The sequence below is a fragment of the Gardnerella sp. DNF01159 genome (genome assembly GCF_049244215.1).
Taxonomy (GTDB): Bacteria; Actinomycetota; Actinomycetes; order Actinomycetales; family Bifidobacteriaceae; genus Bifidobacterium; species Bifidobacterium swidsinskii.
Genome location: NZ_CP058387.1, coordinates 810,175 through 831,181 on the forward strand (window position 1 = coordinate 810,175; position 21,007 = coordinate 831,181).

20 protein-coding genes and 1 pseudogene are annotated in these 21,007 nt (G+C 41.1%); 3 read left to right on the top strand and 18 right to left on the bottom strand.

What is annotated here, in order from left to right; genetic code table 11:
- Positions 1-92: 92 nt before the first annotated feature.
- The 4 genes from HXT39_RS03150 to HXT39_RS03165 all read right to left on the bottom strand — a co-directional run bounded on the left by HXT39_RS03150 (position 93) and on the right by HXT39_RS03165 (position 3,208).
- A complete protein-coding gene (locus HXT39_RS03150; RefSeq protein ID WP_421781530.1) occupies positions 93-1,328 on the bottom strand; it encodes a site-specific DNA-methyltransferase in 1,236 nt (411 codons plus the stop codon).
- 14 nt (positions 1,329-1,342) lie between these two features.
- Entirely contained in the window at positions 1,343-2,128 is a 786-nt protein-coding gene (locus HXT39_RS03155; RefSeq protein ID WP_421793307.1) for an S-adenosylmethionine synthetase N-terminal domain-containing protein, read from the bottom strand.
- Between the two features lie 10 nt (positions 2,129-2,138).
- Positions 2,139-2,690 carry a P27 family phage terminase small subunit gene (locus HXT39_RS03160; RefSeq protein ID WP_421793309.1) on the bottom strand — a complete coding sequence of 184 codons (552 nt, stop codon included), beginning with the start codon at positions 2,688-2,690 and terminating at the stop codon, positions 2,139-2,141.
- Positions 2,691-2,848: 158 nt separating this feature from the next.
- Positions 2,849-3,208, bottom strand: coding sequence for an HNH endonuclease (locus HXT39_RS03165; RefSeq protein WP_014554460.1), 360 nt, complete (start codon positions 3,206-3,208; stop codon positions 2,849-2,851).
- 108 nt (positions 3,209-3,316) lie between these two features.
- On the opposite strand from HXT39_RS03165, the gene HXT39_RS03170 reads away from it, so the two are divergent.
- On the top strand, positions 3,317-3,730 hold the full coding sequence (locus tag HXT39_RS03170) for a hypothetical protein (RefSeq protein WP_103014035.1): 414 nt from the start codon (positions 3,317-3,319) through the stop codon (positions 3,728-3,730).
- Positions 3,731-3,789: 59 nt separating this feature from the next.
- On the opposite strand, the gene HXT39_RS03175 is transcribed toward HXT39_RS03170, so the two are convergent.
- The 13 genes from HXT39_RS03175 to HXT39_RS03235 form a co-directional block, all read right to left on the bottom strand.
- A complete protein-coding gene (locus tag HXT39_RS03175) occupies positions 3,790-6,228 on the bottom strand; it encodes a glycoside hydrolase domain-containing protein (RefSeq protein ID WP_103014034.1) in 2,439 nt (812 codons plus the stop codon).
- Between the two features lie 142 nt (positions 6,229-6,370).
- On the bottom strand, positions 6,371-6,799 hold the full coding sequence (locus HXT39_RS03180) for a sigma factor-like helix-turn-helix DNA-binding protein (protein ID WP_019260867.1): 429 nt from the start codon (positions 6,797-6,799) through the stop codon (positions 6,371-6,373).
- Positions 6,759-8,198, bottom strand: a complete 1,440-nt coding sequence (locus tag HXT39_RS03185) for an SNF2-related protein (protein WP_103014033.1) — start codon at positions 8,196-8,198, stop codon at positions 6,759-6,761. The genes HXT39_RS03180 and HXT39_RS03185 overlap by 41 nt, the downstream gene beginning before the upstream one ends.
- Positions 8,179-8,469 carry a VRR-NUC domain-containing protein gene (locus HXT39_RS03190; RefSeq protein ID WP_103014032.1) on the bottom strand — a complete coding sequence of 97 codons (291 nt, stop codon included), beginning with the start codon at positions 8,467-8,469 and terminating at the stop codon, positions 8,179-8,181. The genes HXT39_RS03185 and HXT39_RS03190 overlap by 20 nt, the downstream gene beginning before the upstream one ends.
- The gene (locus HXT39_RS03195) at positions 8,441-8,776 is read right to left on the bottom strand and encodes a hypothetical protein (protein WP_103014031.1); all 336 of its coding nucleotides are present in this window, start codon (positions 8,774-8,776) and stop codon (positions 8,441-8,443) included. Before HXT39_RS03195 ends, HXT39_RS03190 begins: the two co-directional genes overlap by 29 nt.
- 231 nt (positions 8,777-9,007) lie before the next feature.
- Positions 9,008-11,335: a virulence-associated E family protein gene (locus tag HXT39_RS03200; RefSeq protein WP_103014030.1), complete on the bottom strand. Its 2,328-nt coding sequence runs from the start codon at positions 11,333-11,335 to the stop codon at positions 9,008-9,010.
- Positions 11,335-11,703 (bottom strand): hypothetical protein, encoded by a 369-nt coding sequence (locus HXT39_RS03205; RefSeq protein ID WP_421793310.1) that lies wholly within the window; start codon positions 11,701-11,703, stop codon positions 11,335-11,337. The genes HXT39_RS03200 and HXT39_RS03205 overlap by 1 nt, the downstream gene beginning before the upstream one ends.
- 153 nt (positions 11,704-11,856) lie before the next feature.
- On the bottom strand, positions 11,857-13,833 hold the full coding sequence (locus HXT39_RS03210) for a DNA polymerase (RefSeq protein ID WP_103014028.1): 1,977 nt from the start codon (positions 13,831-13,833) through the stop codon (positions 11,857-11,859).
- A 226-nt stretch (positions 13,834-14,059) separates the two neighbouring features.
- Complete coding sequence (locus HXT39_RS03215; protein WP_075523955.1) at positions 14,060-14,608, bottom strand: DUF2815 family protein; 549 nt, start codon at positions 14,606-14,608, stop codon at positions 14,060-14,062.
- A 4-nt stretch (positions 14,609-14,612) separates the two neighbouring features.
- Complete coding sequence (locus HXT39_RS03220; protein WP_103014027.1) at positions 14,613-15,743, bottom strand: DUF2800 domain-containing protein; 1,131 nt, start codon at positions 15,741-15,743, stop codon at positions 14,613-14,615.
- Positions 15,736-16,038: a hypothetical protein gene (locus HXT39_RS03225; protein WP_103014026.1), complete on the bottom strand. Its 303-nt coding sequence runs from the start codon at positions 16,036-16,038 to the stop codon at positions 15,736-15,738. The genes HXT39_RS03220 and HXT39_RS03225 overlap by 8 nt, the downstream gene beginning before the upstream one ends.
- 12 nt (positions 16,039-16,050) lie before the next feature.
- A complete protein-coding gene (locus tag HXT39_RS03230; protein WP_016815920.1) occupies positions 16,051-16,272 on the bottom strand; it encodes a hypothetical protein in 222 nt (73 codons plus the stop codon).
- Positions 16,273-16,333: 61 nt separating this feature from the next.
- Positions 16,334-16,966 carry a sigma-70 family RNA polymerase sigma factor gene (locus HXT39_RS03235; RefSeq protein ID WP_103014025.1) on the bottom strand — a complete coding sequence of 211 codons (633 nt, stop codon included), beginning with the start codon at positions 16,964-16,966 and terminating at the stop codon, positions 16,334-16,336.
- A gap of 800 nt (positions 16,967-17,766) precedes the next feature.
- Here HXT39_RS03235 and HXT39_RS03240 point away from each other — a divergent pair.
- Together HXT39_RS03240 and HXT39_RS03245 are read left to right on the top strand one after the other, a co-directional pair.
- On the top strand, positions 17,767-18,525 hold the full coding sequence (locus HXT39_RS03240; RefSeq protein WP_004114709.1) for a hypothetical protein: 759 nt from the start codon (positions 17,767-17,769) through the stop codon (positions 18,523-18,525).
- Positions 18,526-18,541: 16 nt separating this feature from the next.
- On the top strand, positions 18,542-19,984 hold the full coding sequence (locus HXT39_RS03245; RefSeq protein WP_004125695.1) for a hypothetical protein: 1,443 nt from the start codon (positions 18,542-18,544) through the stop codon (positions 19,982-19,984).
- 130 nt (positions 19,985-20,114) lie between these two features.
- Here HXT39_RS03245 and HXT39_RS03250 read toward each other — a convergent pair.
- Positions 20,115-20,917 (bottom strand): annotated as a pseudogene (locus HXT39_RS03250) (transposase); the annotation flags it as partial.
- Positions 20,918-21,007: the final 90 nt, after the last annotated feature.

Here is a 21,007-nt window from a genome sequence, read left to right on the forward strand (position 1 = left end):
TCCTTTAGGTTTTTTCGGGTACATATATAAATCACTCTAAAGAAGGTTTTTATCAAGCGGTCGTAAACTATTTTTCATATAAAATACGAGTCTTACTTGTTAGTAAATACTTCAGTAAACGAGTATTCTTTACCGCCTCTTAAAACTTTCACACTCTTATCATTTCCAATCTGCTCAATATAACGTTTCACAATCACGTCACAATATTTCTCGTCAAGCTCGATAGCGTAGCAGATTCTACCAGTCTGCTCGCAGGCTATAAGCGTGCTACCACTTCCAGCAAACGGATCTAACACAAGCGAGTTCGTCATACTCGAGTTTTTAATCGGATACGCTAAAAGAGCTATTGGTTTCATGGTTGGATGATCAGCGTTTTTCTTAGGCTTTTCAAACTCCCAAACTGAAGTTTCTTTCCTACCCGCGTACCACTTGTGTTTACCTTTTTTCTTCCACCCATACAAACATGGTTCATGCTGCCACTGGTAAGGGCTTCTACCCAACACCAGCGACGGTTTCTTCCAAATACAACAACCTGAAAGATAAAACCCCGCGTCCTGGAATGCTTTTCTAAAATTCAATCCCTCCGTGTCAGCATGAAACACGTAGATAGATGCATCATCTGCCATCGCCTGCTCCATGTTCACGAACGAGTTGAAAAGAAACTGGTAAAACTTATCATCCTCCATATTATCGTTTTTGATTTTCCCAGCAGAACCCTCATAGTTCACGTTATAAGGCGGATCAGTAACCACCAGATTCACTTTAGTATTCTCAAGAAGCGTCTTATATGTTTCTAACTTAGTAGCATCACCGCAAATAACACGATGCCTGCCAAGCGTCCATATGTCACCTGTTTTAGAAAAACACGGTTCTTCCAGCTCTTTTTCAACATCAAAATCATCATCACTCACGTCTTTATCAGCATCGAAAATACTGGAAAGCTCCGCCTCGTCAAACCCGAGAAGATCAAGATTAAAATCAGCTCCTTCGAGCTCCGACAACTCGACTGCTAAAAGCTCATTGTCCCAGCCTGCGTTAAGTGAAAGCTTATTATCCGCAATAATATAAGCACGCTTTTGTGTTTCAGTTAAATGATTTTCTTTCACACACGGAACTTTTTTAAGACCCAGTTTTAATGCCGCGGCAAGCCTGCCGTGGCCTGCGAGAATCGTATTATCCTCCGCCACTAGAATTGGGGATAGAAAACCAAACTCGCGAATACTTGCCGCTATCTGAGCTACCTGCGCCTCAGAGTGAGTGCGAGCGTTTCTCACATACGGGATAAGCTCACTTACGTCAGCCAAATAATACTGCATTTCTTTTTCCATAAGCTTTCCTCCCGTTAGAAAAGACCCCAGCAAGCCAGCTTTTCAAAACCACCCACCGAGTCAATATAATCTTTCGCAATTTTCACAATCTGCGCATACGGTTTACCATCAACCATTTCATCCCCGATAGCACAAGAAAACTCAACCACCCGACCGGTCTCCTGCGCTTTCAAAAACGCGTAAATATTAACCGACACATCAGCTTTCGTAAGATCCTTACCATGAAGACCGCCGCCCGTAACAGCATCAGCCATATCTGACCCGAGTTTTCGGTTAACCGCTCCCGTATCCACGCTGATACCACCCGTCCAGTCGCCTAAAGGATTAACAAACGCATTCGGATAGTCTTTCAATAAGTCTTCTCGTTTAGCGTGAGACTGGCAGATGATAAGCTTTTCACCATCAAGAACATACTTGCCGTCATACGGATACTTTTCATAAACCTTTCGAGCAATAGCCGAGAGTTTCTTCTGCTCGCCTGTTAGTGGCATGCCTTTAAAAATCCCGTTATCAGCGCAGCGAACCATACCATCCTGGTTTCGGCTTAGATGCTTATCCTGCGGCACAACCGTAATATCAATCTTTACTTTCCCAGGGCTTAAACGGTGGATAATATTTTTAATATCCTTAAACTTAAACATCACCGTGCTTTCAATAAACACGGCACACTTACCATGCCCGAGCATCACTTCAACAGCAATCTTCGGGTTCTCATCCAGCTTGTAAGCCAGATCAACAATTGCTCCAGCAATACGATCCGCAATCTTGTCGACATGCGACGGGTTTACTTTTTCTATCATAATTTTTCTCCTAAATGTTTTTACGTGTAATAAGCAGGCGTTCCATTAAATCGTTTTGAGGTGAAACGCCATCAAACTCAGTCGAACAGTTTTCTTTCACAATCTGGAAAATCTCATTCCAAAGCCTGACCGCCTGATTCATGTAGTTAATACCAATATTGATAAAAGGCGATGGTATCGGTTTACCCGTGGTCGGATGCTTGGAAAGAAACCCGAGTTTACTGGTTACTTCCTCACATTGAATCCAACGAGCACAACTCATCGCATACCGTTCAATAAGAGGAGACGGGACTTTACTGCTAACACCAATGTCTTTTAGCCACTTCCATGTTTCAGCGAAAATTTCTTTAGCCTGAAGCTGAGTACCGTCTTTTTGCGTGGCGGATAAAAACTCGTGAGGCTGAGGCATTTCAGCACCTTCAAGCTCCGGAATATCAAGAACGCTTAAAGGCCTGCCACCAGGGTTTCCTTCACTCGCTTTTTCAACAACTGCTTTCTTTTTACGCCCGGCACATACGCGTCTGCCGCCACGACCGCCGATATTATTTGATTTTGTAGGCAAACTTTCCGCCTCCTTCCCACGTGAGTTGTAACTATTAAAAAATTTCGTGTTTGATTTTGCCTATTGCCCTTTTGATTTCGCTGTTTTTACGCAAAATACCCTGCGCCCGTTCCCCATGGGGTAGGCTCGTAGAGATTTAACCCCCCCTAGGGGGTGGGTTATTTGTTATGCCAGCGATCTCCACGCTTAGCGTGAATTTTAGAGTGACAGGATTTGCATAGAGAAATAAGATTATTCCTCTCATGCGTTCCGCCTTCAGCAATCGGTTTAATATGATGAACCTGCTCAACAGGTACAAGCATATGGTTCTTAAAGCAAAGCTCACAGAAAGGATGCTCTTTCACATAAGAATCCCTGACTTTCTGCCATGCTCTGCCGTAACGCTTGTGAGCATCATAAGGACGCTCGTATTTTTCGTATCGTCTGTTCTCTTGTTTTAAATGTTCCTCACAAAACCTGCCGTCAGTTAGGTTCGGACAGCCTTGATAAGAACACGGTCTTTTAGGTTTTCTTGGCAAGACTCATCCTCCCTTTTCAAGTAAGATAAATTAACGTAAAATAAGTGAAAATAGTCCGTCTACGACAGTAGTCATCTGCTTGGCTATATAAATTTAAGGAGGTTAGTTATGAAGAAATCTATGTATCAAGCTATACGATTATTCCTTTTTTCATTATTACTCCCTCTTTTAGGACTTATTATCAATTCTCTTAAATCACTCGATTGGGAAATTGTTTATGACTCACCCTTTTTACTCATTGTTATAGCTCATGCACTTGGTTTAACAAAAATTCTTCTTTACTCGATTGTTGTCAATCAAAAAACACTCGAAAACTTAGGAGTTTGTAAAACCATCGCTATCGCGCTTATCGCCCCTGCTATTGATTTATTGATATTACAAGAGTCTCCTCGGCAATTAGGTAGTAGCTGGACTTGCACGTACATTACATTTTTTATTACTCTTGAATGTATCCCAACTATAATTCCAATCATTGTTAAAGAGTTTTTACGAAGAAGAAACCAAAAGCACAAAGGTGATTGAGAATAAAGACACCCTCAATCACCTCCGTGACCTGTTATCTCAATAATTTAACTCTATGATTATTTTGATTTTGCCAGCAAATAATGAGCCATAGCAATACAGCATGCATCTCGTTCTTCATCAGTTGATTCGCCAGCAAGCCGTGCCAGCAATCCAAATCCTAGAATTTTTTCCAGACATCCATACATTTTTGCCTTAATAGAATTTTCCAGTGCTTTAAATGAACTGAAATCTAACCCATCTTGAGCATAAGCAGTATATCTCTTTTGAGCAGTAATACTACTATAATAAGTTGTCATCATATCGCTTAAAGTATGCAAATTTTCATCACTAGCATTACGTAGATTCATTCCTAAATAGATAGCGTCTGCATCATCACAAAAATCTGTAAAATTGCAGCGAATACCAAGTTTATTACTGACATGATTTGCTTTAAAATACTCCGACTGTGCACTACTGTCTGAACCAATAAGAGCATATGCTGTTTTCATACGATCAAGAGATGGATACTTTTGCAGGTACTTATGTAAGTCATCCATGCCTGTTGCAAGATCTCCTGCCCAACCAGTCCAATGATCTGGAGCTAAATTAGAATAAGCATAACAATAAAGCGTATAAGCAAAGTGTGCTATATCGTTTTTACCACCACTTATATCAGCAACTTCGTCACGCTTATTACCAATATAAGTATCCAGCTTATCTTTTAATGCAGGATATTCTTTTTCCATGAATATTATGAAAAATGGGTCTGCAAACGCGCCAGCAATAGCAAATTTCCAATTCGTCATATATGCCTTAGCTAGATAATTAATCACACCTTGAGTCACGCTTAAAGGATGATACTCTAGAACCACCGCATACTTTTGATATACTTTTCGCCATTTATCATACACGCTTTCTAATTGTTGAATGAGGTCTATCACTTTTTCAATTTTTGTTAAACGAGACGTATCTGGATTAGGTGGAGCGACATAAGTAATCTTTGATTGTGGATTGCCAGTTGAATGATTTACACTTCCAACCGCTCCAAAACGTCCAGAATATGCTACTCTGTCAAGATCCCATTTACCTTTATAGCCAGGGATTTCATGGAACTGATCAAACGCCCAATTACTTGGAATAGAAAAGCCTAGATTTCCACTAAAACCTGTAGACATATCAGACACAAATGATGCTACCGCATATCCTGCTTTACTAACACGAGTACAAATATTTCTAGATGCATAAATTCCAATCCGATAACCACCATGCATATTTTCTTTAACAGCTTTGAAGTACGGCAAAATATTGCTACTAATTTCCGGATTCGTTGCATCATAATCAACCGCAAAATAGATTACTGTTGGCGGAACTCCAAGACGTTTAGCTGAAGCAACCGCTTCTTTTGCATGACGAGCTCCATTTTCTGCTGTAAAATGACGTAATTCAGTTGAATACTCTTGAAAAATAGGGAAATATTGAAGACCGTGGCTCACAATTCTTTCCAATTCTCCAGTACGCAATGCCTTAAAATAGTCCTTTTCAGCAGTGTTTTTTTGATCAGGTTCACTCAAATAACGACCAACAATCCTATAACCATCAGCCTTCAAACACTCAGCAAACTCGTCAGTAATCTCAAAACGTGTATCACACGCTACACAAGAACGATTAGGATCACCTTTCGAAGTTAAAAGGCTCATCCATGTTGTTGGATCAACCTTACCTGTAACAGGAATAACATGCTCTGCTTGGAACTTATACAATGCCGACACTATTGCATTATTCCATGTTGAAGTTGGCGTAAGCGAATACCCATTACATGTGAGCGCTACGCTTGCCAACCAAACCCACTCACTCGTTCCCTCACTAATTGTCTTTAAACGTGATCGTGTGCCATTACCAAAATTGCCAGTAGCCTCAGCTGGAGTAAACCCTTCAACAGCTTGTAACACTTGAATCAATGCTGTATTCATCTCACGACCATACAGACCGTCTGTTGGAATAATTCCAGTATAATTCTTATATTTACTGTTAACAGCCTGCTGTGTTACACGAATGTCTTCTTTGCCTCCATACAACGATAACAATTTGAATTGTTTCATTGATAAAAGAACCATCATTAGTTCTAGATCCACAGTAGATGAAATATCTGAAAGACCAATATCACTTTTAAGATCAGAAATAGAGTTTGCTACATTATATGTAAATTCTTCTGTTATGCCTCCATATTCAGCCTCATACCCTTTGCACCAAAGAGCACCCTGAATAATTCCATGAATATTATTACTTTCATCTGTCTGATCAATACCATTTGGCCAGCGCTTCTTAAATCGTGACTGAGTACCTTTCCCAAAATTATTTGCCGTTTCTGTTATACCAAGCTCAATCTGCAAAGCACGAATAAGCCCATTAATTGTATCCCAACCAGTATTCCCATCAGTAATAACTGAACCAAACCCAGGCTTATCACCATAGGTTTTGTTTAACCATTGCTGTGTTAGTAATACCATCTGATCCATGTTGTGCCCTCCTTTTAGGCATGAAAAAAGCCCTGAAAGATTACTCTTTCAAGGCTTAGTATTTATAATTTTTGCTAAGTTTATAATACCATATAGAAGGCTGTAACGTCTCGTATCAGAGCGTACCAAACCGTACCATTTTTCAGATTTGGATTAGATTATCTGGTAAAACCATGTGCTCTAACGCTTTACCATGCCACCTGATAATCGTCATTCTGCTAGCATGGAGTTCTTTACCAATATCCTCCCACGTCATGTTACTCATGTAACGGTAGCGTAAAATCATCTGCTCATCCACGCTTTCAAGCTTTGAAATCACATCCAAAATCTGCTCTTTCAAACTGATAAGCATCGTAATCTCCATGTTAATCTTCGCTTCTAAATCCATAACCCTTATAAGAGCTTTCACAAACGGAGCTTCTATACTTCGAGTCGTCTGCACATACTCTCGGTCGTATCTTAATGAAGAAACACTTGTAGCAAGCTCACGCAGTCTTACTACCTCATCCATGTCAGCCTTAATCCGTTTATCAAGAAGATAGGCTTGCCGTAAGTATTCTTTTTTGTTCATTCTTACCTCCATTTTGAGGTAAGTTCTCTCTAGAACCCCTTTCCCTCACTTCATTAATTGATAGTCTTGCTTTAACCGACTCGATTAAAGCATCCTGCACTTTAGCCTTCATGCTTAAAGCCCTCATCACATCCTCATCAATCGTGTCCTTAGTGATGATGTGATGGATTACAACCGTGTCGGTTTGCCCTTGACGGTTAAGCCTGGCGTTTGTTTGTTGGTAAAGTTCCAAATTCCAAGTCAGGGAAAACCAGATAAGAGTTGAACCGCCAGCCTGTAGGTTAAGACCATGACCTGCAGAAGCCGGGTGAATCAATGCTACAGGAATCATGCCGGCATTCCAGTCAGCAATATCAGCACTCGTTTTAATCTCACGCACGTTAAAACGTTTCTTAATCCGCTCAAGATCATGCTTAAACCAGTAAGCTACAAGCACCGGTTTACCGTTAGCAGCCTCGATTAAATCCTCTAACGCGTCCAGCTTACGATCATGAATATGAACGCTTTCTTTTTTCTCGTTATAAACCGCGCCGCCTGCCATTTGAAGAAGCTTATTTGAAAGAGACGCTGCGTTAATCGCATCAATTTCTTTACCTTCCAACGACACCACCATATCCTGTTTCAGCTCATCATAGAGTTTTCGCTCCTTTCCGGATAACTCTACTTTCACCTCGTTTATCACACATGCTGGCATTTTCAAATAGTCTTTCGACTTCATCGAAATCGTAATATCAGCTATCTGTTTATAGATTAAACTCTCAGCACCATCTTTAGGCTTATAAGAAAAAATCATGTGCTGGTTACGCTTATCAGGATTAAAAAAGTTCTGCCGATAGTACGTAATATAGCGACCTAGCCTTTGACCCATATCAAGCAGCCTAAACTCAGCCCACAAATCCATTAGCCCGTTAGAAGAAGGCGTGCCTGTAAGACCAACAATCCTTTTAACTTTCGGCCTAGCCTTCAGTAATGCTTTAAAACGTTTCGCCTGATACGATTTAAAACTTGAAAGCTCATCTATCACAACCATGTCGAAATTAAACGGCAGGCCGCTTTTCATTATCAGCCACTCCACGTTTTCACGGTTAATAATATAAACGTGAGCAGGCGTTTTTAGTGCTTGAATCCGCTCCTTCTCAGTGCCTGTTACCACAGAATAAGTCAGGTGTTTTAAATGCTCCCACTTTTCTAACTCTAAAGGCCACGTAGTGTTTGCAACCCTAAGAGGAGCGATAACAAGAGTTCTGGAAACATCAAACGAGTCAAGCATCAGGTCGTTAATTGCCGTAAGACTTATAACACTCTTACCAAGTCCCATTTCAAGCAAAACCGCTGAAACCGGGTGTGTGATAATAAAATCAGTCGCATACTTTTGATACTCATGTGGCTCGTATCGCATCAATCACACCTCCAATCTGACTCTTGTCATCAACCACGAAAACCTTAAAACCTAAAGCCTGTAAATCCTTCATCCGTTTCACCTGTAAAACTCTAGGCTTTTTACCTGGTGCTTTAAGCTCGACAAAACCAATCTTCCCGCCGTTAAGTAAAACCAGCCTGTCAGGAAGCCCGTCAACTGAAGGACTCGTAAGCTTTAAGCAAAGTCCTCCCATAGCTTTGACTTCACGAACGAGTTTTCGCTCAGTTTCCTTTTCTCTTAAAAAGCCCATCAGATACCTCTTTTGCAATCTCGATTATCTTCTTATCCACTTCATTTCTCGGCTCATTAGCAACATCGCCATAAAACACGTCAATATAGTCTTTGCTTAAATCGGGATAGTCTTTAAACATGTGTTCTTCTGCTAGCGAACATAGCTGACGGACTTTATCCATAGCTCTCATCAATTTATCCTGCTGCGTTTTTAAGAGGATAGAGCCTGTATCTGTGATAAGCCTTGCACTAAGGCTCTTAAGCAGTCTCATTTCAGCTCCTGCTTTCATGTATCTCTCCATTGTTCTTGCTTGTTTACTTCTCATAATTTTTTATCCTTTCTATCGGGACAAGGACGGACAAGTGACTAAAAATCCCTTTACGCGCGAATACACGTGTTACGTGTACGCTATAAGTAATAAATAAAGATTTTATTTAATATAGATTTTCATGTGTTGTCCGTCCCTGTTCGTCCAAAGCCTGTTGTTATGGGTGGGACAAGTGACAAGGTCAGGACAAGCTACATTCAGTTGTCCTGTTTTTAACCGCTTGTCCACTCAAATTCTGGTATAAATTCTTTGCCTTCCATAGATTGGTATGGTTCTACGATTGTCAGATCTTTGCCAGTCTTTCAAACGTTTCATAATCGCCGATATTGCGTAACTGTCGATAGGCTTAATATCTTCTTTGGCTTTCCCGAAGCATTCGCACCATATTTCAATGTTGGATACTTCCATGCGTTTAATCGTGCCTTTAGGCCGTGTCGGATCCTCCATGTCACGGAAGTAATCCCGCCGCCTGTAAATATCCATTTCATCCCAAGTATCGGGTAGAAGCATGTTAAGATACTCTCTAACAATGCCTTCACGGTCGTCTTGCTGCATGGCTTCACGCTGTTCTTCTTGAGCGAAAGCCTCCAAGCTCTTGTCAAGGAATAGTTCTTCACCCGCCTTAGAAATAACCATGGTTTCCGCCCATATTTGCTCAACCAGTTCTCGTGTCATTTCCCAAGGCTTATACTTACCGTTTCCCGACACTTTCACATTCCAAAAACGCCGGTTACCAGTAACATCCCTTAAATAACCGTTTTCACTATTCGTTGTACCGAAGAACACGCACTGCCTCGGGTGTGGTGCTACACGTTTTCCAAAAGAAGCACGATACTTATCGTCACGTCTTGAAACAAAAGCTTTTACCTTATCAAGGTCAGCTTTTTTCATGCCGGCAAGCTCGCTGATTTCATGAATCCAATATCCTTGGAGTTTTTCAGCCGCGGTCTTATCGTTCATGTCTGAAAGCGTGAGACTGTCTGAAAACCATTCCATGCCAAGGTTTGCTATAAACGTTGACTTGCCGATACCTTGCGCACCGTTAAAAACAGGAAGGTAGTCAAATTTAATGCCGGGATGGTAGATACGCATGTATGCTGCACACAGTGTTTTTCTACACACTGCACGAATATACGCGTTGTCTTCAGCGCCAAGATAGTCGATAAAAAGCGTGTCTACACGTTTCACACCATCCCATTGAGGAAGACTCTCAAAATAGCGTCTTATCGGATGATAACTTCTATCATCTGATACTTTCGTTACAGCAATATCATAGTTTCTCTGTGAAAACGAGCCATAATGGTCGTCCACGTAGCAGATAAGCTGCGCGTCGTCCGCGTCCCTCCAAAACTTTGCAGGATGCTGCCAAGGCACGTCGCCTTTAATTTCAAGACCATCAGCCAGCTGGTTAAAAACGATTCCTTTAAGCAAAGGATCATGTTTAATAATGAGTTTCGCATTATAAAGCGAGTTTTCTAAAACAGCGCCTTTAGACGTGTAGCGTAGTTTTTTCTTCCAATCCTCACTGTCAATAAAATCATCTTCCGCTTCCGAGAGTCTCTCGTTTGCCGCTTGAAGTTTTACCTCATCAAGACTCATCGCAAACTCGCTCATTTTCTTAAACGACTCTTTCTCGTCCAAGCTAGCGAATTTGTGCGTGCGAACAATATCAAAAGCATTACACAGTTTCAAATACGCTGGGTCTTTAGCATGATGAGAGTAAACGAACTTATCTTCGATAATCTCAACTCCTGCCATACTGTGTGAGGCTACAAGATGCCAGCGGTTTTCGTTATCAGTCGGCTCATACACGTCGCTTAAAAACTTTTCCAAAGCAAGAGTTACTGGGTAGAATACTCGGTTAAACAATCCAACCACGCCATTTTTTGTGAGTGGATCTTGCACTTTCTGCTTCTGCACCTGATTCGCTTTACTCTCACGAGACGAGGTCGGAAGCCTGGTTGGATCCACCCACTCTGGGTGAGCGGATAAAATATCATCAGGATTAAGCCAGTCTTTTTCAACCTCTTTATACTCGTACACGCCGTTTCGTGGCGTGGAAGGCCAGTACATGAGCTGGTTAGGCAAGTAAGAGCATTCATCAAACTGGTCAATACCCAGCATGTCAGCTAAATATCTTGATACTGCTACAAACTCGTCAGGCGTTACATTCCTCGTTAAAGGAAAAACAATTCTCACCCTCGGATTATCAGGCGTGTGGCTGTGTGTCGTGTACAGAAAAGACGTGTATGGAGCAACACTCTCATAGAGTGCAATAAAGTCTTTTTCTATGTGGTCACCATCTAAGGCAAGCATGGAGCGAAACTCAACACTGTCGACTTTTCGCCTACCATAAGCCAACGCTCCTGCAACGAAACCACCGTGGTCTTTTGCAAGATCACGGTCTGCTTTTTTCATTTTCGCATACTCTTCCGCTGACTCTGAGGTGCGAATTGTCACTTTAAGACGGTCTTTCAGCTCATCATAGGTGATGGTCTTATTCACCCATGTTTTTGCCTGCCTGTTGTTACCGTAAGCGATAGCTAAACTACGCATCAATATTCACCCCCTAAATCCTTATCCGTGAAATACTTAATCGGCTGGTTTCGTTTTTCTGCCAGATTGATTTCTACTTGCATGCCGCCTGTGATTTTCTCTCCGAACACCCATAGTTCGTTGCACTTGCCTAAGAGGATAATGTCCATAAACATTGCATCCCCTCTATGCTTTTGATTCTCATCATCCATGAACGGAAAAAGCAGGTGTGGTGTTACTGGTATTGCCCCGTGCAAATACGCGTAAGCCGCACACCGAATAGCGTGTTGCACGTTTTTCTCTTTATCTCCACGGTAGGGAGCACAAATGTAGACGATAGGCTTAAAATTCGGTGTCGTTTCTAAATGCTTTTTATAAGACTTACCCACTTTTAGTCTCCTTTAACACCACGTTTTTGCTTACTAATATTGTTTTTAATAGTCATTCGCGTATCCTTTTACGTTCTTTCTGAAGGCGGTATTGCCTTCTAAATCACAGGCAAAGAAAAAGAGCAGGTTTTTAACCCTGCTCCTAAAAATTTTTTAATCTTTTTTGTAAAACTCACACTCGTAGCCGTCAGCTCGTAAAACAAGCCCTTCTGCCCAAGGTGGTGTTCTTCCCATTAGCTCACACACGCTTTGAACACTCACGCTTTTATCGGTTTCGATAATGGCTTCATCATGCACGTGCGCGACGATGCGATATTCTTTCAGTGTTTGCATGGCGTAAAGTAGAATGTCACGAGCTATAGCTTGCGTAATGTTTTCCACGAATTTAGGCCCGTAGCTTTCCAGCCGCTCCCATTTTTTAGTAGATCCCACACCCTCATAGGTGACTGATTCGCCACCGTACTTGTTTTCTTCCACGCGTGGTTTCACATAGTAAAGGCATCTTTTCGAAGGCAGTTTGATGATAAGAAACCCGCTCTTGTAAGTGAACACAATATTGTGTGTTCGAACAGATGCGTGTTCGTGTACACACTGTTTTACCGCTCTGTCCACATCCCACCACAGTGTGGTCACCATCGGGTTAGATGATCTCCATGCGTCAACAAGTGGCTGCAGCTCATCCTCATGAACCCCCATGTCGAGTGCACCCATGGCTTTTAACGCACCAACAGAGCCGCCATATCCAAGAGCGAGTTCCGCGATCTTCCCTTTCTGCCGCAGGTGCCCGTTTACTCCGTGTTTTTCAACGGGTACGCCAAACATTTGAGAGGCTGACGAGCAGTAAATGTCTTTACCTTCCTCGAATACTCGCATACGCCATTTTTCACCTGCAAGCCAGGCAAGGACTCTAGCTTCGATTGCTGAAAAGTCTGCGATAATAAACTTAAATCCCGTGCGTGGAATAAAAGCAGTGCGAATAAGCTGGGATAAGGTATCCGGAATATCCTCATAAAGCATTTCCAACGCTTCAACATTTCCTTGTTTAACAAGACTTCTAGCCTCAGCTAGATCAGGCAAATGGTTTTGTGGCAGGTTTTGTAATTGCACGAGCCTTCCCGCAAACCTTCCTGTACGGTTTGCCCCATAGAAGCGAAACATGCCACGCTCCCGATAATCCATACAGGCAGCGTTTTTCATCGCCGTATACTTTTTCACCGAAGATTTAGCAAGCTGCTGACGAAGCCGTAAAACTTCCGCCAACTCTTTACCCACTGTTTTAAGTTCTTTAGCTACTTCTTTTTTACCAAGCGACTCCATTTCAAGACCATGCTTTTTAAGCCAAGAGCGCATTTGTAACACGGAGTTCGGGTTTTCTAAACCTGTAACATGCTTAAGCTCACTCATGAGATGCGTTTTCACCTCCTGGTCGAGTTTTATGGCTGACTCAACGAAAAGAGGATCTATTCCTATCCCACGGTCGTTTATAGTTTGGTCGAGATAAAACTCCTGCCATAAAAAGTTTGGTACGGGAAAGCGTGAGAGCTTTTCTTGAATACTCAGCTCAACTTCCACATCACGCTTGTTATACGATTTAAACTGCTCCCATTTTTCCTTATCGTGGAAATACTTGTTTCTTGTTCTTCCACCGTTTACTTTCGTAGGATTACACGGCAGGCAGAAATATTTAATAAGATTCTTACCCTCAGTGAGCTTCTGCTTATCAAGACCCAATACTGCTCCCACGCTTTCCAAAGACATGGGAAGCCCCAGGGTGGCTGACCAAATCATTGTGCAATGCCAGGAGCTTGGGTTTAAAAACAAGCATTCACTTTTCACTGTCTTACCAGGGTTAAGATTGATGCCTTTATCTCGCAGGTAGCGTGATAAACACACTCTTTCAAACTGAGCGTTAAACGCCCACTTTATAACCGTTTCATCCGTTAAAGCAGAAAGCACAACCTCGGGTATGGTTTCACCTTGCGCTAAATCAACGACCTGAACTTCACTACCGTCCACACTGTAGCCAAAAAGCAGTATCTCAAAATCCTCTGATTCTGCGTACTTGTAAACCCCACATTTACCAAGATTTACACTCGAAAACGTCTCTAAATCTATACTCAAATTTTCCAAATTACATCACCTCCAAGCTTATAAAAGAGGTGACAGAAAACCTGCCACCCCACTTATAGAATCTTCTAAATCCTGTTTTTCAGGAATCTTCTAATTCCTATTTAGAATGTGTTTAATATCAACGTAAAGACTCACGAGTTTCTTTACCGTGAAATCAAGAAGTAATACTCCTATAAACACTGAAATAAAAACCGCTATAACAATTTCCATAATTAACTCACGCTCCTTATGCTAGAAAGTCATCATCTTCTAAAGTCGTAAAATCATCGGTTGCGAGGCTACGTCCGCCGAGTGGCTCACCGTCTCGAATTTTTTGAATATTGCCAAGACCGCAAGCAACACCCTTATTACCGTTAGAGTTAAACGCGTAGAAGTTGATGGAAACCCTCGCATAGCAGCCTGAATACACTTCACTGCGATCCATGATTGGTTTTACCTGCTTGTCTACAATCTGCGGAGCCGTGGTTGAGTTCGCGTTAATGAAGTAATGTCCTTTATACGCTTCATCATCACGCTCAATATCCCCGTCCCTGAGTGGTGTTTTAAGAGCAGCCTTGTTTGGTTTTTTACCACCGAACTTGCCGACACCTTCCTCAATAGCAGCATCAATAGCTTTCTCAATAGCGTTTACTGTTTCAACATCATCTTTAGGGATAAGCAGTGAAACACTATATTTTTCAGGGCCGCCGTTAATAGACTTTGGCTCCCAACCGTTGAAATAGGAAAGACGCGTGTTCTTACCAGTGATAACCTTCGTGTTATTTAATTTAGACATAGTACTAATTCTCCTTTTTGAATTCTTGGTTTACATTTGTTACGTTAACTTTTGCCCGTTTATCCGAGTCTGGTACGAGCGTAAGTTTTCCGGACGGTTTGATAATGAGGTCGCCCAGAATATCCTCAAATTTTTTCTTGCCCATCAGCTTTTGCATTTCAGTTAAACCGATAAGACTAGTTTTGAAAATGTTGGTAAAGCCTGCGGCTTTTGCTTTCTCAATAACAGCTGTCTCGTCCTTAAACTTACGAACTGATCTGCCTTCCACGAGTTTGAAACCACTCCACTCTTTGCCGTGGTTTATCGCGGAATCTGTGGCGTACGCTAAAACATCATCAGCCCACTTCGTAAGAGTTGGAATAGTTTTAAGAACCTCCTCAATCTCACTATCCGTTAAAACAGATGGCGGTTTGAACTCAAGTTCTGCAAGTTTAAGGTTTTCTTCCGCACGTTTACGGCACGTGGCTTTTGCCCTGCAAAACCTGCACCAGTCACCGGCTTCAAATTCGCCTTCGCCTTTAATAGCAAGCTCTGCTTTTGGTTTAAGCACTTTTTCAGCCCAAGAGATAAGCTCCGTGGCAGGTAGTGTGAAAGTGGATACGTTGTCACGTCTTGGCTGAAAAATACTCATCTCAACAGTTTGTATCTCGTACAAGCTGTCGAAAAGCGTTAAAGCTCCAAGAGCGTAGCATTTCATCTGAGGATTCTCGTAAGCATCCACTAGCACGCCTTGACCGTATTTAAAGTCGATAATCTGCAGCGTTTTTTCGCCTACAATAATGCAGTCCGCTGTTCCAAACCCGTCAGGCACGTAAGCTGAAAAATCAACCTTCTGCTCGATGAGAAGGATAGGATCTTGGCAGTTAAGTTTTGCCTGCTCGTATTTTTCCATTACGAAATCCACGTAAGCATCCGAGCATTCCTGCATCTCGTTTGAGTCATACTCGGTGGACGGTTTTTCGCACGGACGGTTAAGAAGCTTATTCAGCTTGTACTCACACCACGCGTGTGCCGCCGTTCCTTCCTCAGCCGCTGCAGAAGTAGTGTTTTCAAACTTTTCTTCTAAAACAGCGCTAGGAGTACACTTAATCCACCTGTGAGCAGAAGATGGGGAAAGTAAAGCATGCTTAGTCACCTTTAATTCCCTCCGCTTCATGCAACAGGCTCTCATACTCGCTTTCAGGAACATCCGAGAGCTTTTGCGCACCGTGCTTAACGATGAGTTTCTTCACCTCAGCTGTCTTTCCCATCTGGCTAAGTTTTGCTAAAACCGCTCGAACCTGCTCAAGACTGACTGTATTCTGCTTTGGTTTCTCTACCGGTTTAGATGGTTTTTCTTTACTAACGTTAGACTCATCAAATAGCGTTTTAAGATGAGCTGTTAAGTTTTCCAAGTCTTTGATGACTTCTCTCAATATTTCCTTGTTCACGGTTTTTCCTCCTTAAACTTCTTTGACATCAACTGACTGAACGCTCTTTCCGGGATCTAATAGGTAGACTTGCGAGTAATCACCAAACAGCCAGCGGATAAACCGTTGAGGTAATCGCATCACAGCTCCACGTAGAACCTGTTTCTTCTCACCGTTTTCACCGGTGACGTTAATAACGATCTTGTGTTTCACGAGTTTTGCCTCCTTTCTGTAAGGGGTTTCTTCCTTACACATCACAGGCAAAGAAAAAGGAGGAGTTTTTAACCTCCTCCAAATAAAATTTCTAGAATTTTTTTTAACGCGTTTTTCTAAGCTTTTCGAGAGCCTTATCCAGATGCTTTTTCACGCCAGCAGACGAGATACCAAGCATGCTTGCAATCTCTGACTGAGTGTATCCTTCAATAAACATCAAACGAATAACCTGACGTTGCTTGTCAGTGAGTGTTGAAAACGCATTCTCCATTTCTTCTGACATTTCAAAACCATAATCGTTGGTAATAAAACCATAATCATCAGTAGTACTGAGAGCTTCAGCAAGATGACTTTTATCTACTTCAAGCTCACCATCTGCATCAAAATCCAGTGAAAGATTATAGTTACGTGGAAAATGCTCGTTAGCAGCATAATCAACATCATCCTTGTTAGGCTCATAACCGTGCTTAAGATTAAAATTCCGGATATATTCTTCTTTCCACGCTTCAATCTCAGCTTTTTCTTCAGCAGTTCTAGTAGGACGCAGGTTCTTATTGTTGTAGTAAACCTCTCTGTCATCCATTGAGTGAAGCATCTTAATATCCGCTTCAGTGACACCGTTTTCGCCTGGCTTGATTTCGATAGTTTCTTCACTATAACTACCATCTTCATTACGAACACAACTTGTATACTTATATGTTGCTCGATCGTTGCTATTAGTTTTGCGAGTCCTCATGCTCACCCTTCCCGCCTGCAGCGGTAGGGTGAAGACACATACAAAAAAGAGCCGATACTTTATGAAGTACCGACTCTAATACCTGAAAAACAGCCATAGTAGAATAGAGGTACTTCATAGGAGTCATGAAAAAACCATGAGGATCCTATTGACGTATCTCATCGCCCTATAGCTAATCAGGCTTTAACTGTTTATTAGTAGTGTCTTATTGATTAATCATTAACCACAATCTTGTTAATTGTTCCAAAAATTCTTATAACATTTACCCGCTCTTTCTTAAAACCCGTATCATGAGTGTGAAAAAGAGTGGAATAATCTCGTTTTTATAACAGTTTGACATGTAAAAACCACACTTGCCTTGAAAGCTACGTGCTTTGAGGTTTAAGCGTTAACAATGTTTTCACCCCCCTTCTCGTTAAAGAACACCCGTTTTAGAAAACAAAACGAGCATTAGCCACGCTCTAATAGAGTCCCAACCGTAGCTAATAAAGTCCCAACTGTATTTAATACAATCCCAACAAATCTAATATAATCCCAACCGTATTAATATCAGAAATCCTCACTCCGCAAAAAGTGTTATAGGCCTAACTACTTTTAGTGTTACCGTTAGAGCTTCTGATTAAAACACTTCAGATAAAACGTTCAAGTTATTACTATGCTAAAAAGGCTCTTCAAAAACCTGACAAATACGCACATATACGAGGTCGTATACACGAGATTGCAGGGAAAGAGTATTGCATATTTTTTCATAGAAGCGTACAATAAGAGCAAGGTGTTTTACTATTGTAAAGATGCATAGTATGCCTTCTTATCGAGAAAGAGATATTATGAAAAATATAATAATGCGAAGTCTATCTGTAGTTGTTTCTGCTGCTTGTTTATTTACTTTTTCCCCATTGGCATTTGGACAAGATAATAATGAGAATTATCAGCAAAGACTGGGGGATATATCAACTTATCTGAATCACACACTCAGTGAAAAAGAAATTGATGAGCAGATAAAGGAGACCTCGCGTCGCACTGGTGAGAGCCCTGACTCGATTGCTAGTAGGGTGGAGAAATCGGTTCGTGATTCAGTGTTAGATACTGCGAGGTTCTCTGTAAGAAGTGGGAATACACAGTTACCAAGAGCTCGTCATACAGGAGATATTTTTGTTTCTAATAATTCATCATTTTTCGTTTGGAAGCATGGGCATACTGGAATTTATGTTAATCGTGATGATATTGTCGAAGCAGTAGGGATGTTCCAGAATGCTCATCGAGTATCAAGGAAAAATAGTGTCGCAGCCGGCGGTGCCTCTATTCTTGAAGTAAAAACTTCCCAGGGAAACCGCGATAAAGCGGCGCGTCGGGCAATTGGTTATATTGGTAGGGGTTACAATGCAGATATTACTGATACTAATAGAAATGATTGGGGAGGTCTTAACTGTTCTCAATTAGTGTGGGCTGCATATTATTATGGTGCTGGTATTGATTTGGATACTGGTAGTGGTGAATATGTGTGGCCATATGATATTAAAAATTCTGGATATGTTAGGGAATATCAATATGTTCAGTAGTTGAGGTGCGGTCATTATGTGGAAAAAATTTATTCATGAATCTGAAGCTCACAAGAGAGTGAATGATGATTATGTGCGTAATGCTGCACCTCAATCTTCATTCACAACTGGGAATAAAACTCATAGAGTAGTAGTCTGGATTTTCGGGGTTATAGGTATAATTGCTGTAATTGCAGCCGTTACTGTAGGTGCCTTTCATTGGGTTTTATCGACAGAATATACAGTATCTGCTCATTCGGAGAAATTTGAAAATCTTCGGTTGCAGCATGCGGTTGTTGCAATCCCGCTGCATAACCCTCAGACATCTCTTATTCCCAATGGCAGCGCATTTATGTCAATTGTTTATGAAGATGGCAGTTTTAAGCTGCATAAGGTGAGCAATATAGAAGGCCAAACGCCAATTTGGAATACTGAGGCGCTTCACTATACAGATTCCCGTGATAGTTATTTCATACCAGTGAACGCTGGAAAACCTACGGTAAACTCTATAGAAAAGGTGCAACGTCAGAATTTTGCATTTTCTCTTGCTAATGGCGGTTTTGTTGATCTGTATGACGAAAGCATGATGAAGCATAGAGGTAAAACAACATATAAGATTCTTTCTACGACTTCTAAAGGTGAGAGTAAGCAGCAAACAATACAATTTTCAGAGAACCTATTTATTAAAACTTGTTCTACCTGTGGCAATCAAGCGTATGCAATTGCTCAAACAGACAAGCATGAAGTTGTGTTGTATCGCATGGTCAATGAAGCAAATGTTGGCCTAAATGAGGTATCGCGGCACCATGAAAAAGACATGGTGGGTGAGCAATTATATCAAGGAGAAAATGAATCTACAGGAGTAATTGATGCTGCTTATAGCCCACGATGCAACAATGGTGTGATTACTTTCTTATATTCGTATGGTCCATCGTCTGCTCGCACAAAGGATATGGCAGTAGAACACAGCGATTCTGCTGATGATGTTAAAGCTATTCAGGAACATTTTCTTGTGCGATGGGATGTGAAAACTGGTAAAATAACAACAATTCCATTGAAGAACAGCAAAGGTCAAGTGTTGTATGGTCCGACCACGGTCTCTTATGAGATTGCTGGTTACATAAACGCACAGGCATACGATGAAAAGCTTCTTCATATTGTTGATACCGAGAATGGACGAGTGTTTACTCTTGATACGCAAACAGGTGTTCTTCGCCGATTGTTAGATAAAACTACGCGTCAAGAGTCGTCAGCGGGCGTCAACTATCGTTTGCTGGTAGGAAACCATGAAATAGTTCGTATACCATCGATTATCGATACCTCTGATTTGAAAGATTTTGTTATCGAACGATTTGATAGGAAGACTGGAAAATTATTGAAAAAAATAAAAGTTAATAAAGATTTTCTCTATTTGACAGCTCAGAAAAATACGAATTTATATCCGGGAATTCCAGCTGTGAATCCAAAATGGTTGCAATGATCGGAAATTGACGTATTGGGCTTGATGCTTGTGAATGATTTTGCAGTGTCAAGCCCGATTTATTCTGTCGTGCGTGTAGGGGGAAACTAAGGGTAAACGGCAAAAAGTGTGTCTATTAGTCGGCGTGTCTTTAACACATAGTCCCTTTTCTGATTGCAATATCTGGATGATAGTCAGCTTTACATAAGTTAAACCCAGTGTCTAAATGAGCTGGTCCGATTGGATTATCATCAATAATAATTTTTTTATTTTTTGGTTTAAAACATTCAGAAGTTATAAATTGTTTAGGATTTGAAGGATTTTCACGACTGAAGTAACACCACCATTCTATAGCTCTACGCATGTGATCTTCAGATAATCCTTTATGAACACTTACCAATTTATCTATCTGTGAATTTATACCACCTTCTAAAGCATTAGTAGTACTAGGAATAGGAACGCTCGTTTTCTCTAATAGTAAAGGATCAAGAAAGGTAAATAGTGTGTACCATTTTTAACTTGTATAGCAAGCAGATTATAAGCTTTTCTTGCTGTCTGGTGCGTATACCACCATTGTTGATTACTTCTTACCCAAGAAGGAATATTTTCTTCAGAAACATTCCTACGGAACGTTTTTTGATTAAGCCAATCTTTCCACTGGTTATAAGATTTCTGTAGTAAATTAACCCATAAATCAGATTCTTTCAACGTTCTGATTTTAACTAACTTTTTAGCTAAACCCCACAAAGCCTTATGTGATTGCAGCCTAGGCTTGCTTGTAGTTAATACGCGTATATTACGTTTAATATGTACTAAACAGCGTTGTACTCGAGTCTCTGGCCAAACTTGTTTAATAGCGCTCAACGCGCCAGCGTTCCCATCAGTAATAACAACAGTAAGAGCTAATAAATTATTAAGTAAACTTTTATATGCTTCAGTATTTTCTCTAATGCAACAACTGGCAAAATAATTCCACTTAAGCAACGTATTGGACTTTTAGAGCGCAAGATTAGAGTAGTTAAAGAGAATAATTATAATGAAACA